The organism is Enterobacter sp. EGD-HP1 (assembly GCF_000733275.2).
Taxonomy (GTDB): Bacteria; Pseudomonadota; Gammaproteobacteria; order Enterobacterales; family Enterobacteriaceae; genus Enterobacter.
In genome coordinates, this window is sequence record NZ_AVOP01000023.1 from 206,072 (window position 1) to 219,592 (window position 13,521).

The window sequence follows — 13,521 nt, forward strand, 5'->3', positions numbered from 1 at the left end:
ACTCTGTTCCTCAGCCCCGGGCGCGTTCAGCAAGCCACAGGCGCAACTGTTTCTTATCGACTTTGCCGACCGGCGTCAGCGGCAGCGCATCCACGCTCTCCACGCGGTCCGGCAGCTTGAATTCGGCAACGCCCTGCTCGCGCAGGAAGCGGCGCACCTCCACCGCGCGCAGGGGCTGTTTTACCACCAGATACGCGCAGCTTTTTTCACCCAGCAGGCTGTCCTCCATGCTCACCAGCGCGGCGTGGATCACCGCCTCGTGGCGCAGCAGCAGGTTTTCAATCTCTTCGGCGGCGATCTTCTCACCGCCGCGGTTGATCTGATCCTTCTCGCGCCCCTGCACGGTGATGTAGCCCTGCTCGTCAATGGCAATCAGATCGCCGGAGCAGTAAAAGCCGTCGGCGTCAAAAGCGCTGGCGTTGTGTTCCGGACTGTTGAAATAGCCGCGGAAGGTATACGGCCCGCGCGTCATCAGACGCCCAACCTCGCCGCGCGGCAGCGGGTTGCCGTGCTCGTCCGCCACCCACACTTCGTCGTCCGGGCACATCGGACGGCCCTGGGTGTTGATGATGCGCTCCGGCGCGTCATCGAGGGCGGTGTAGTTCACCAGCCCTTCCGCCATGCCGAACACCTGCTGAAGCTGGCAGCCGATTTCCGCCGGAATGCGCGCCGCAAGCGTGGCGGAGAGGCGTGCGCCACCCACCTGCAGCAGCTTGAGGGATGCGAGCTGCGTATTCCCCGCGCCGTCGGCAATTGCCTGCAGCCACAGGCTCACCGCCGGGGGCACCAGCGAGGTGACGTTAACCTGATGCCGTTCAATCAGCGGGAAGCAGAGCGTGGCGCTCGGATCGTTCGCCAGCACCACGCAGCCGCCCGCGGTGAAGACGCCTAACGATCCCGGCGAGCTCATGGCGTAGTTATGCGCCGCGGGCAGCGCGTTCAGGTAACGCGTTTCGGCGGTGATGCCGCAGATCTCGTTGCTGCGGCGGATGCTGTAGTCGTAGTCGTTATGCGTGCGCGGGATCAGCTTCGGCGTGCCGGTGCTGCCGCCGGAGAGCTGGAAGAAGGCCACCTCGTCGGCGGGCGTCGGGTTCGGGATGAAGTTGTCGGCCGGACGCGCAATCGCCGCTTCCAGCGCGTGTTCGCCCCTGTCGCCTCGCAGGAGGACGACGCGTACCGAGCGGTGCGCATCCACAAAGGCGTTGAGAAAATCATCGCCCGCAAACAGCGCGTGGTCGCGATCGGCAATCAGCACGGCGGGTTTGATCTGCTCCGCGTAGGCGTTCAGCTCGCTGCGCTGGTGGCTAAAGAGCGCGTTCACCGGCGCGACGCCGATTTGCAGCAGCGCGAAGAAGGTGATGTAGAACTCGGCCACGTTGCCGAGCTGCACCAGCGCGGTCTCGCCGCGGTGCAGCCCCTGCGCCTGAAGGGCGGACGCCAGGTTGTTCACCGCCTGATTAAACGCGCGGTAGGTAATGCGGCGATCGCCGTCAATTATCGCGACCGCGTCGCTGTCCGCATGGTCCGTCAGGATGTGGGTCAACGGCAGATCCTGCCAGTAGCCTTTTTCGCGGTAGCGCCGCGCAAATTCCTCAGGCCAGCGGGTAAAGGGAATGGTCATGAGTCTTCCTTAGTGCAAACCAAAAACGTTGAGCATGGTGGAGAGCTTCACGCCGGTTTCGCGCCACTCGCCCACCGGCGAAGAGGCGGGAACAATGCCCGCACCGGCAAACAGGCGAACGGTGTTTTTATGCAGACGCGCGCAGCGGATAGTCACCACCCACTCGCCGTTGCCTTCGCTGTCGCACCAGCCGACGATGCCGCCGAACAGCTCGCGGTCGAACGGCTCCAGCTCGGCGATCAGCTCTTTTGCCGCCTGATGCGGGAAACCGCTCAGCGCCGGGGTCGGGTGCAGCAGGCAGGCCAGCGTCAGGGCGTTTTCATTTTCACGCGCGTCACCTTCGACCGGCGTCGCCAGATGCCACAGCGTCGGCGTGGTGATGAGCTGAGGAGAATCCGGCATGCTGAGACGGTGGCTGCGCGGTGCCAGAATGGCCTTCATCGCCTGGGTCACCAGGTCGTGCTCGTGACGGTCCTTTTCGGAGGACAGCAGCTTATTGCCCGCTTCGCGATCCAATACGTCGTCCGGCTGGCGGCGCGCCGAGCCTGCCAGCGGCAGCGAGCTAAAGTGCGCGCCCTCTTTACGCAGCAGCAGTTCCGGACTCGCACCGAGCAGCACGCCGCCGTCTTCCAGCGGCACGTGGAAGTTAAAGCTCGCCGGGTTCTGAGCGATAAGACGCTCCATCAACGCACCGCTATCAATGTGTTTGTCGGTCGCAATGTCGATCAGACGCGACAGCACGACCTTGTTCACCTGCGGCGTGGCGGTCAGCGACGCGGCGCGGGCGACTATCTCTTCGAACACGGGCTGCGGCGGGATCTCGGTGCGTTGTGCCACCTTCAGCGCCTGCGAGCCGGAAAAATAGCGTGCGGACTGCTGACGCGCCGGGCGGGAAAAGGTCTGCCAGCGCTGCGGAATAAACAGAGAGGATGGCTTGCGGGTATCGAACGGGATAGCCCCGACCATCACCGGATGAGCGATGCCGTTGGCTTTCGCATTCCGGAAGGCCTGGGCTAATTTTTGCTGGAAGTGCCCCGCCGGATCGTCGCCGCCAACGGCGGGTTCAGAGAAGCGGGCAAAACAGCCGGACGTGCTAAAGCTGCGGTAGGGCGACATAAAGAAAAAGCGGTCTGATTCCAGCGTGGTTGCGGTGTGCTGAACTTCCTCAGCCAGGGACGTATCCATATCATCCTCCTCAAAATGATAAAAGAAGCAATAATGATTATCATTTATATTTTCGTCGGCTAACCTAATCCCACATCGCTTCGCTGTCAACCGTCGGGCAAACAACTTGTGCGACAAAAGCTTGCATCCCTTCGCGGTAGCTATGAAAATGAGAAGCATTATCTTCAACAAAAACAGGATGTCGCGCTGTGAAATTCCCTGCCCTATTCCGTAATACCCTGCTTATATCTGGACTTTTTGTTTTAGGACTTGCCTCAGCCGCTGCCGCCGACTGGCCGCGTCAGGTGACCGACAGCCGCGGCGTTCACACGCTTGAGAGCAAACCGACGCGCATTGTCTCCACAAGCGTGACCTTAACCGGCTCCCTGCTGGCGATTGACGCGCCGGTCGTTGCCAGCGGCGCGACCACGCCGAACAACCGCGTGGCGGATGCGCAGGGCTTTTTGCGTCAGTGGGGTGATATTGCGAAACAGCGCAAGGTCGCGCGGCTATACATCGGCGAACCGAGCGCCGAAGCGGTTGCCGCCCAGATGCCGGATCTGATTTTGGTAAGCGCTACCGGCGGGGATTCCGCGCTGGCGCTGTACGATCAGCTCTCTGCCATCGCGCCGACGCTTATCATTAACTACGACGACAAAAGCTGGCAGGAACTGCTGACCCAGTTGGGGACGATCACCGGGCAGGAAACACAGGCCGCAGAGCGCATCGCTGCCTTCGATAAACAGCTCGCCCAGGTGAAGCAGCAGATGACGCTGCCGCCGCAGCCGGTAAACGCCATCGTCTACTCCGCCGCCGCGCACAGCGCCAACCTGTGGACCGCGGAATCCGCGCAGGGCAAGCTGCTGCACCAGCTGGGATTTACGCTGGCGGAGCTGCCCGCCGGGCTGCAGACCTCCAAAAGCCAGGGCAAACGCCACGACATTATTCAATTAGGTGGAGAAAACCTGGCGACGGGGCTGAACGGCGAAGGGCTGTTTGTGTTTGCCGGCGACCAGAAAGACGTGGATGCGATTTACGCCAACCCGCTGCTGGCGCATCTGCCGTCGGTGAAAAACAAACGGGTCTGGGCATTGGGAACCGAGACGTTCCGCCTGGATTATTACAGCGCGATGTTGGTGTTGCAGCGTTTGAATTCAATTTTTAAATAAGAGGCACGTTTCCCGTAGGCCCGGTAAGCGCAGCGCCACCGGGCGTTTAGTCGGGTGGCGGCTACGCCTTACCCGACCTACAGGTTCTGCCTGAACCGACGCAACTCCACCAAAACCGCCAATAAAATTACGCCAACCATCGCTAACGCAAACCCGCTGCAGCTCGCCGAAGCCACCGGGGTCATCATCGCCCCCAGCCCGCCGAGGATCGCCGCGCCAATCGCATCGCCCGTCACGTTCTGCGCCGTCCACAGGCCGTTAATGCGCCCGAGCATCCCTTCCGGCGTCTGGGTCTGGATCAGGGTGTACTGCAAAAGCGAGCTGATGGCGCTCAGCCAGCCGAAGATCACCAGACACAGCACGCCCAGCGCCCACACCGGCATCAGGCTGAAGAAGCCGATGGCGACAAACGAGGCCAGCGTGGCAAGCAGCATAATCAGCCCCGGACGCGCGCCCTGCGCCAGGTTCCCGCTGGTCAGCGCCCCGCAGGCCGCGCCGAGCGGAATGGCGGCGTAGAGAATGCCAATCTCCGAGGCGCTCATCTGCCACTCTCCCGCCAGCGCCGGGTACAGCACGCGCACCGCGCTCGCCATCGTCAGCAGGCCGCCGAGCAGCGCAATGCCGCCAATCAGCGGGTTGCTGAACAGGAAACGAATAGCGGCCATTAGCGATTTCAGCGGATGCTCGCGCGGCTGCGGCGGAGGCGGCAGCAGCGGCAGGCGCAGCAGGGTCAGGGTGGTGATAAAGGTCCCCGCCGCCGCCAGCCCGTAGTTCCACGCCACGTTGCCGGTCGCCAGCAGCAGGCCGCCCACCATCGGTGAAATCACCGAGCCGAGGCGCACGGTAAGCATGGTGATCGCCCCCGCCTGCATCAGGTTCTCGCGCCCGACCAGCGCGGGCGTGGCCGCCAGCAGCGCCGTCACGCCCAGCGAGGCGAAGAAACCGTCCCATAGCCCCAGCGCGTAAATGGCGATCAGCGACGGCTCCGGCAGCATCGCGTTCAGACAAAGCCCGATAAAGCCCACGCCGCAGGTGCCGCGCGCCAGCAGGATCAGTTTTTTCCGCTCGTAGCGGTCCGCCAGCACGCCGCCGACCATCAGGCCGATGAACATCGCCCCGCCGGTTAAGGTGACGGATAACCCCACCAGCCAGCTGGAGTGCGTCATGGTCTGGATCTGTACCGGCACGGCCACGCCGAGCAGCCCGAGGGACAAAATGGAGATAAAGCGAGCGATAAAAACGGCGCGATACGCCGGGTGCGTTTTCAGCAGGCTGAGGTTAAGCAGCCAGGATTTTTGATTCATGACAAAGCCTTGAGTGTAATTCTACCCATTCCATGGGCGCACATGCTAACATAGCCAAATAAGATAGATAACGATAATCACTATCATTATCAAATCATGGATGTTGCTATGTCGTTTTCCTCTTCTGCGGTGCGCGCCGTTGCCGTGCCCGTTTTACTGCTGCTCCTGAGCCTTGCGGTTGCACTCAGCCTGCTGGTCGGCGCGAAGCCGCTGCCCGCGTCCGTTATCATTGATGCGCTCACCGGCACCTGCCGGAGCGCTGACTGCATCATCGTGCTCGACGCCCGACTGCCCCGCACGCTTGCCGGACTGCTGGCGGGTGGCGCGCTCGGCCTTGCCGGTGCCCTGATGCAAACCCTTACCCGTAACCCGCTGGCGGACCCCGGCATTCTCGGCGTTAACTCCGGCGCCAGCTTTGCCATCGTGCTCGGCGCGGCGCTGTTCGGGTTGACCTCACCTTCCGAACAGCTGGCGATGGCCTTCTGCGGCGCGCTGGCCGCCTCGCTGGTCGTCGCCTTTACCGGCAGCCAGGGCGGCGGGCAGCTGAGTCCGGTCCGCCTGACGCTTGCGGGCGTGGCGCTCGCGGCGGTGCTGGAGGGCTTGTCCAACGGCATCGCCCTGCTCAACCCGGACGTTTACGACCAGCTGCGCTTCTGGCAGGCCGGTTCGCTGGATATCCGCACCCTTGAAACGTTAAAAGTGGTGGCGTTCCCGGTCATTATCGCTGCCGCCGTGACGCTGTTTTTAAGCCGCGCGCTCAACAGCCTGAGCCTCGGCAGCGACACCGCGACCGCCCTCGGCAACCGCGTGGCGCGCACGCAGCTGATTGGTCTGCTCGCCATCACGGTTCTGTGCGGCAGCGCGACCGCGGTGGTCGGCCCGATTGCCTTTATAGGCCTGATGATGCCGCACATGGCGCGCTGGCTGGTGGGGGCGGATCACCGCTGGTCGCTGCCGGTGACGCTGCTGGCCACCCCTGCCCTGCTGCTGTTTGCCGACGTGCTGGGCCGCCTGCTGGTGCCCGGCGAGCTGCGCGTCTCGGTGGTCAGCGCCTTTATCGGCGCGCCGGTGCTGATCTTCCTGGTTCGTCGTAAACGCGGAGGTGGCGCATGATGGCCCCGTCCCGTCGTTTAGTCACCAGCGTCTCGCTGCTGCTTATCGCCATTCTGCTGCTGGCGGTCTGGAGCCTGCGCAGCGGCGCGGTCACGCTCGATTTTGCGCAGGTCTTTAACGCCCTGCTCGGCAGCGCGCCGCGCAACGTCACCATGGTAGTGACGGAGTGGCGACTGCCGCGCGTGGCGATGGCAATTCTGGTCGGCGCGGCGCTCGGCGTGAGCGGTGCAATATTCCAGTCGCTGATGCGTAACCCGCTCGGCAGCCCGGACGTGATGGGCCTCAACACCGGAGCCTGGAGCGGCGTGCTGGTGGCGATGGTGCTGTTTGGTCAACACCTGACGGCGATTACCTTTACGGCGATGGCGGGCGGCATTCTGACGTCATTACTGATCTGGGCGCTGGCCTGGCGCAACGGCATCGACACCTTCCGCCTGATCATCATCGGGATCGGCATCCGCGCCATGCTGATGGCGTTTAACACCTGGCTTCTGCTACAGGCTTCGCTGGAAACCGCGCTCTCCGCCGGGCTGTGGTACGCCGGTTCCCTCAACGGCCTGACGTGGGGCAAAACCTGGCCCGCCGCGCCGCTGATTATCCTGATGTTTATCGGCGCGCTGCTGCTGGTGCGGCGCATGCGCCTGCTGGAGATGGGCGACGACAGCGCCTGCGCGCTGGGCGTGGGCGTTGAGCGCTCGCGCCTGATGCTGATGCTGGTCGCGGTACTGCTGACCGCAGCGTCTACCGCCATCGCCGGGCCGATCTCGTTTATCGCCCTCGTGGCACCGCACATCGCCCGCCGTCTTAGCGGGACGGCGCGCTGGGGCTTAACCCAGGCGGCGCTGTGCGGCGCGCTGCTGCTGCTGGCCGCCGATCTCTGCGCCCAGCGGCTGTTTATGCCTTATCAGCTGCCGGTGGGCGTGGTGACCGTCAGCCTCGGCGGGATTTACCTCATCGTCTTGCTCGTTCAGGAGTCACGCAGGAAATGACAGACACAACCACCCGCTTGCGCGGCGAAAACCTCACCCTCGGCTACGGCAAAAAAATCATTGCCCGTGACCTGTCCGTCGCCATTCCGGACGGCCATTTTACGGCAATCATCGGGCCGAACGGCTGCGGCAAATCGACCCTGCTGCGCACGCTGAGCCGCCTGATGACGCCGGCTGAAGGCAGCGTGTTCCTCGACGGGGAGCAGATCCAGCGCTTTGCCAGCAAAGAGGTTGCGCGCCGAATTGGGCTGCTGGCGCAGAACGCCACCACGCCGGGAGACATCACGGTACAGGAGCTGGTCTCGCGCGGGCGCTATCCGCACCAGCCGCTGTTCACCCGCTGGCGCAAGGACGACGACGAAGCCGTGAAGCGCGCGATGCGGGCGACGGGGATTACCGATCTGGCCCAGCAGAGCGTGGACACCCTTTCCGGCGGGCAGCGTCAGCGCGCGTGGATCGCGATGGTGCTGGCGCAGGAGACCTCCATCATGCTGCTGGACGAGCCGACGACCTGGCTCGACATCAGCCATCAGATTGACCTGCTGGAGCTGCTGAGCGAGCTGAACCGCACGCAGGGGTACACCCTGGCGGCGGTGCTGCACGATTTGAACCAGGCGTGCCGCTACGCCACGCATTTGATTGCGCTACGCGACGGTGAGATTGTGGCGCAGGGCGCGCCGAAGGAGATTGTGACGCCGGAGCTGATCGAGCGGATCTACGGCATGCGCTGCATGATTATTGACGATCCGGTGGCGGGCACGCCGCTGGTTGTGCCGTTAGGTCGGCGGTAATTGCCGGGTGGCGGCTGCGCCTTACCCGGCCTACACTCGGCTCCCGTAGGCCGGGTAAGGCGCAGCCGCCACCCGGCGCTTTTGACGTTATCCCAATATCTCCCTCAACACCGGCCCGATCTTCTCAAACGCCTGCGGTGAGATGATATCCACATGGGCGCAATCCTGGCTATACACCTCAAGCTCCGCCACCCACGGCGCCCACGCGACCTGCGGATCCATCGTGCGCGTGCGATCGGCAACAAACAGCGTCGCTTTACCCTCAAACCGCGCGCTGTGCGCCGTGGTGAGCAGCCGCACCGCGTCGGCGTAGTTGCCTTCGATAGCGTTAAACAGCTCGCTGGAGCCCTGCCCCTGCTGGGCGGCGATAAATGCCTGACGCTCGCGTTCGATTTCCGCCAGCACCTCGGGGTCGAGGCTGTTGGCCTCTTTCTCCGGCCAGTTCTGGGTTTCCGGCGGCCAGGTGTCCAGCAGGCCGAGGAAGGCCACCGCTTCACCCTGCTCGCGCAGACGGGCGGCAATACCCTGCGCCAGCGTGCCGCCGAGGGAATAACCGAACAGGTAATACGGCCCCTGCGGCTGCTGCTTACGCAGCGTAGCCAGGTGATGCTCAATGACTCCATCCAGATCCGCACGCTGCTGCATCGGCCCCTCCGGACGCGGCGACTGAATGCCGACGATGGACCAGCGCGGGCTGAGGTAGCGCGCCAGGACGCTAAACTGCCAGGCAAAGCCGGACGCTGGGTGGAAGCAGAACAGCGTCGGCCCGTCGCTTTCGCGCAGCGGCAGAAGGGTTTCATACCCCAGACGTTGCGCCTGTTCGTCGCTCATCTGCGAGTCCAGCAGCGCGCTGAGCTTGCTGACCGTGGAGGCGACCATAATCTGCCCCGGCGTAACCTTGCGCTCGAACGCGCGGCTAAGCTGTGCCGCCAGGCGCATCGCCAGCAGCGAGTGTCCGCCGAGGGCAAAGAAGTCGGCCTCAATGTCGTTGACCTCGCAGCCCAGCAGGGCGGAAAACGCCTGCGCGACGGCGACTTCGGTTTCCGTCTCCGGCGCACGGCCGGAGGATTTACTCGTCAGCTCCGGCAGCGGCAGCGCCTTGCGGTCCAGCTTGCCGTTCGCGCTGAGCGGCAGCGCGCTGATTTGCAGCAGCACCACCGGCACCATGTGCGGCGGCAGCTGGGCTTTGAGCGACGCCAGCAGCGCGTCGCGGTCCAGCGGTAAGCCGGATTCGGAGACGACGTATCCCACCAGCTGGCGGGCATCGCCGCCGGTGGCCGCCGCCTGGTTGAACACGCAGGCGTGCGCCACGGCCTGGGCCACGTCCGGCAGCGACAGCATCGCCCGGTCGATTTCGCCGAGCTCAATGCGCTGGCCGCGAATTTTTAGCTGGTCATCGCTGCGGCCCAGATATTCCACCGCGCCGTTGTCCAGCCAGCGGGCCACGTCGCCGGTGCGGTACATCCGCTCGCCGGGGGCAAACGGGTCGGCAATAAAGCGGCTGGCCGTGAGATCCGGACGTCCCAGATACCCCTGCGCCAGCTGAATGCCGGTGAGGTACAGGTCGCCCGCCACGCCGAACGGCACCGGGCGCATCATCGCGTCAAGGATGCGTAGCCCCGTGTTCCACACCGGGAAGCCAATTGGCACGCTGTTGCCCTCCACCGCCGCCAGCTCGGGGCCAAACGCCGGATACCAGCTCACATCCACCGCCGCTTCCGTTGGACCATAGAGGTTGTGCAGCGGCACATGGGTGAGCTGTTCCCACTCGCGGCACAGTTCAGTTGGCAGCGCTTCGCCGCTGCAGAACACCTGCTTAAGGGTTTTGCAGCACACAGCGTTTTCCGGCGTCAGCGAGGCGACAAACGCCGCCAGCATCGACGGCACGAAATGGGTGGTGGTCACGCCGTACTGCGCGAAGAAGATCTGCATCGCCTGCGGATCGCGGTGCGCGTCCGGCTCGGCCATCACCAGCTTCGCCCCGGCGATAAACGGCCACCAGAACTCCCACACCGACACGTCAAAGCTGCACGGCGTTTTCTGCGCCACCACGTCAGCCGCGTCGAGAGGGTAATGATCCTGCATCCACTTCAGTCGGTTAACGATGGCGGTATGGCCGACCATGACCCCTTTGGGGCGGCCCGTCGAACCGGAGGTAAAGATGATGTACGCGGTCTGCTCCGGCTTCGCCAGCCGCAGCGGTTCCGCATTCTCAGCCGGTAACAGTGTGTTGTAACTAAACGCGGTAATGGGCAGATCGCTAAAGCGCGGAAGCTGCTCGTCGGTAGTAATGAGCAGGGACGGCTTCGCGTCCTCAAGCATCATCCGCAGGCGGTCGTCCGGGTAGCCGGTGTCGAGCGGCAGCCACGCGGCACCGGCCTCGACGATGCCGTGCAGCGCCAGCGTCAGGAACACCGAGCGCGGGAGTGCCACCGCCACGCTGTCACCCGGCTTCACGCCGCGTGCGCGCAACAGGTTTGCCAGCGCAACCACCTGCTCGCGCATCTGACGATAGCTGAGTTCACTATGCGCGTCCGCCAGCGCGGGGGCGTCCGGCGTTTTGCTCGCCTGCTCCGCCACCAGATCCGCCAGCGTGGTAGACGGCAGCGCCAGCCCGGTATCGTTGATGCGCGCCAGCTGCTGATATTCCTGCTCTGAAACGGTTTCCACTTCGCCGCAGCGCAGGTCCGGATTAGCCGAAAACTGCAGCAGCATCGCGTTCAGACGCGCCACGTGACGGGAAAGCGTCGCTTCATCATAACGCTGTTTATTGGCGAGGATCTCAATGCTCAAGCCACCCTGCTCGTCCGGGAACAGCGCCAGCTCCAGATCGTTGACCGGGCCGGTTGCCAGCGTGTGGGTGATGGCCTCCACGCCGTCGATATCCAGCTGATAATCGAAAACCTTAACGTTCAGCACCGGGCCAAACAGGGCTTCGTCTCCCGCGGCACGCCCGCTGTCGCGCACGATCTGCTCGGCGTCGTAGCGCTGGTGACGACGCATTTTTTTCAGCTGGTTCGCCAGGCGCAGCGCCAGCGAGGGCAGGCTCTCCTGCGGATCGATATTGACCGCCAGCGGCAGGACGTTAAGCACCGGCCCGGTCGCGGTGAGCGCGGCGGACCCCATGCGGCGCATGAAGATAAACCCGGCGGCGTAGTCGAGCCGCCCCGTCAGGCGGCCCAGCCACAGCGCCACCAGCGCAAGGGCCAGATCGGTACGCTGCGCCTGCCCTGCCGCCTGTGCAAGCTGGCCAAAGGCGCGGCCGTCCATTGCAATTTTCAGGCGCAGAATGTCGGTGGTGGCGGCGCGTCCCGGCAGCGGCGCGGAAGAGAGCGAGACCGGAGAAGGAAGCTGCCTGCGCTGCGCTGCCCAGAACGCACCGTCGCGTGCGTACGCCTCGCTCTCGCGATAGCGCTGATACTCCTCCACCACCTCGGCGAACGGGGTGAACGGGGAGGCTGGCGTGGATTCACCTTTCTGCCACGCAGCGTAAATGGCGGCGATCTGACGGGTAATGGCCGGGAAGCTGAAGCCATCCACCACCAGATGATGATATCGCTGATACCAGTACCAGTGGCTTTCTCCCACCTGAATCAGCTGGTGAAACGCCAGCGGCTGACCGCTGTCGACGCGCAGGTTTTGATTGAGATCGGACTCCATCAGCGCCACGGCGGCGTCGTGAGAGGTAACGCGAACGATGGACGGCTCCGGCAGAATGAAGCTCTCATCCACCCACTGCCACACCTCGCCGTTAACCTCGGCAAAACGCATCCGCAGGGTATCGGCCTGCATCATGCCTTCAGCAATCGCTTTTGCCAGCAATGGCGCGTCGATAGCGCCTTTCAGTTCGGTATAGTGCGCCACGCTCCAGGCGTTTGGCAGGGAGGAGAGCTGTTCCGCCATCCAGATACCCGGCTGGGCGGCGACTAGAGGAAGACGGTTCATGCGCTCCCCTCCGCAAAATGGGACGGTTCAAGCGTGTGCCAGTGCCCGGCGAGCCACTGCTGGCACGCCTCCTGAGACTGCGCTTCGCACACCACGCGCCATCCCGCCGGCTGTTCGCACTGCTGCGGCCACAGGCTGTACTGCCCCTGGTCGTTTTGCAAAATGGCGAACTGTCCCTGCGGATTATCGAAAGGATTGCTGAATTCCATACAGACTCCGTTAGTGAATGAGCGGCTGCCAGAGGGTCATCAGCCCCTGCGTCAGCCCACCGCGCCAGCAAAGCGCATCGTGTCCGCCGTCAACCTGACGCCAGATAACCGGCTGCTGCGTGTGTTGTAGTTCGGCGAAAATCGCCTGATTCGCGCGGAAGATAAGCGGCTCGTTGCGCCCGGCCTCAAGGACAATCCGCAGCCCGCGAGCGGTTTTTTCACCCGCTTTAAGCTGTTCGATGAGCAGCCCGTCCTGCTGCGCGCCGCGGTGCGGCCACCAGTAGGATCCGGACTGGCTGAGGATGCAGCCAAAACGCTGCGGCCAGTTGAGGCCCGCATAGAGCGAAGAGAGCCCGCCGAAGCTCTGGCCCGCCACCACGGTGCGGTCGGCGCGGTCGCTGAACGGGGCCATGCTTTTCACCTGCGGGAGAAGTTCGTCCTGCACCGCCAGCCAGAAATCAGGGTTACACGGCAGCTCGCGGCTGCGGTGTGCGGTGTCAATCACGTCGATTAAGACATAGACCGCAGGCGGCAGTTTGCCGTCGCGGGTCAGCGACGCCAGCGCAGGCCAGATGGGCATGCTTTCGGCCCAGAACTGCCCGTCGAGCAGCACCGCCAGCGGGCGATCCGGGTCATCATCGCCGGTGGTAAAAATCCACACGCGGCGGCGGTTGTTGAGACGTGCACTGTTCCACTCAGTGCAGACCGGCGACTCATAAGGTGTATCGGGACGATCCCAGCCGGGCTGAACGGGGGCATCCGGCATCTCCAGCGCCGAGACGGCGTGGCCGCGACCGCCGCGCCAGCTCTGCGGGTTCAGCGGGTCGGAAACCGCGTGCGGCAACAGCTTGCGCCAGCCTTCGCGCAGCGCCATGCGGTCCGGCTGCGCGCCTTCAAACACTGCGCTGGCAAAATCATTTTCGTTATCGGAGGGGATAAAACAGTAGCTCCCGCGCCATTCGGGGCTGAACTCGCCCTGCCACTGCCAGACGTCGGTATCCGGGATGCGCTCAAGAGATTGCGGGCGGGCATTTTGATGATGATCGGTCACGCCGGTGATGTAGAGCCAGACGCGTTTAACCGTTGACGTTTTCTGCGTTCCTGCCGGGTCACGCCACCAGAAGGTGACGCGATAGCTCGCCTTCAGACGTTCCCATTCTGGCCCGTTTTTCGACTGCCACCAGGCTTCACTTCCCGTTGTTAACGCCGTCACCCT

Annotated in this window: 10 protein-coding genes; 4 read left to right on the forward strand and 6 right to left on the reverse strand. The window is 63.9% G+C overall.

The features are described 5' to 3' along the window. Positions 1 to 10: 10 nt before the first annotated feature. Positions 11 to 1,621 carry a (2,3-dihydroxybenzoyl)adenylate synthase EntE gene (gene entE / locus N037_RS14660; RefSeq protein ID WP_032641775.1) on the reverse strand — a complete coding sequence of 537 codons (1,611 nt, stop codon included), beginning with the start codon at positions 1,619 to 1,621 and terminating at the stop codon, positions 11 to 13. 9 nt (positions 1,622 to 1,630) lie between these two features. After that, positions 1,631 to 2,806: an isochorismate synthase EntC gene (gene entC, locus N037_RS14665; protein WP_032641778.1), complete on the reverse strand. Its 1,176-nt coding sequence runs from the start codon at positions 2,804 to 2,806 to the stop codon at positions 1,631 to 1,633. Between the two features lie 188 nt (positions 2,807 to 2,994). On the opposite strand from entC, the gene fepB reads away from it, so the two are divergent. Further along, positions 2,995 to 3,954 carry a Fe2+-enterobactin ABC transporter substrate-binding protein gene (fepB, locus tag N037_RS14670; protein WP_032641780.1) on the forward strand — a complete coding sequence of 320 codons (960 nt, stop codon included), beginning with the start codon at positions 2,995 to 2,997 and terminating at the stop codon, positions 3,952 to 3,954. Between the two features lie 77 nt (positions 3,955 to 4,031). Here fepB and entS read toward each other — a convergent pair whose 3' ends face one another. Further along, positions 4,032 to 5,258: an enterobactin transporter EntS gene (entS, locus tag N037_RS14675; RefSeq protein WP_032641781.1), complete on the reverse strand. Its 1,227-nt coding sequence runs from the start codon at positions 5,256 to 5,258 to the stop codon at positions 4,032 to 4,034. A gap of 108 nt (positions 5,259 to 5,366) precedes the next feature. On the opposite strand from entS, the gene fepD reads away from it, so the two are divergent. From fepD to fepC, 3 genes are read left to right on the forward strand one after another with little or no spacing between them, the layout of a single operon-like run. After that, complete coding sequence (gene fepD / locus N037_RS14680) at positions 5,367 to 6,371, forward strand: Fe(3+)-siderophore ABC transporter permease (protein ID WP_032641784.1); 1,005 nt, start codon at positions 5,367 to 5,369, stop codon at positions 6,369 to 6,371. Then, positions 6,368 to 7,360, forward strand: a complete 993-nt coding sequence (fepG, locus tag N037_RS14685) for an iron-enterobactin ABC transporter permease (RefSeq protein WP_032641786.1) — start codon at positions 6,368 to 6,370, stop codon at positions 7,358 to 7,360. Before fepD ends, fepG begins: the two co-directional genes overlap by 4 nt. After that, complete coding sequence (gene fepC / locus N037_RS14690; protein ID WP_032641788.1) at positions 7,357 to 8,151, forward strand: iron-enterobactin ABC transporter ATP-binding protein; 795 nt, start codon at positions 7,357 to 7,359, stop codon at positions 8,149 to 8,151. Before fepG ends, fepC begins: the two co-directional genes overlap by 4 nt. Before the next feature lie 87 nt (positions 8,152 to 8,238). On the opposite strand, the gene entF is transcribed toward fepC, so the two are convergent. Genes entF through fes form a run of 3 tightly spaced genes read right to left on the reverse strand, consistent with a single transcriptional unit; the run spans position 8,239 to position 13,518 of the window. Continuing rightward, positions 8,239 to 12,096: an enterobactin non-ribosomal peptide synthetase EntF gene (gene entF / locus N037_RS14695; protein WP_032641790.1), complete on the reverse strand. Its 3,858-nt coding sequence runs from the start codon at positions 12,094 to 12,096 to the stop codon at positions 8,239 to 8,241. After that, positions 12,093 to 12,305 carry an MbtH family protein gene (locus tag N037_RS14700; protein ID WP_032641792.1) on the reverse strand — a complete coding sequence of 71 codons (213 nt, stop codon included), beginning with the start codon at positions 12,303 to 12,305 and terminating at the stop codon, positions 12,093 to 12,095. The genes entF and N037_RS14700 overlap by 4 nt, the downstream gene beginning before the upstream one ends. A gap of 10 nt (positions 12,306 to 12,315) precedes the next feature. Continuing rightward, positions 12,316 to 13,518: an enterochelin esterase gene (fes, locus tag N037_RS14705; protein ID WP_032641794.1), complete on the reverse strand. Its 1,203-nt coding sequence runs from the start codon at positions 13,516 to 13,518 to the stop codon at positions 12,316 to 12,318. Between the last annotated feature and the right edge of the window lie 3 nt (positions 13,519 to 13,521).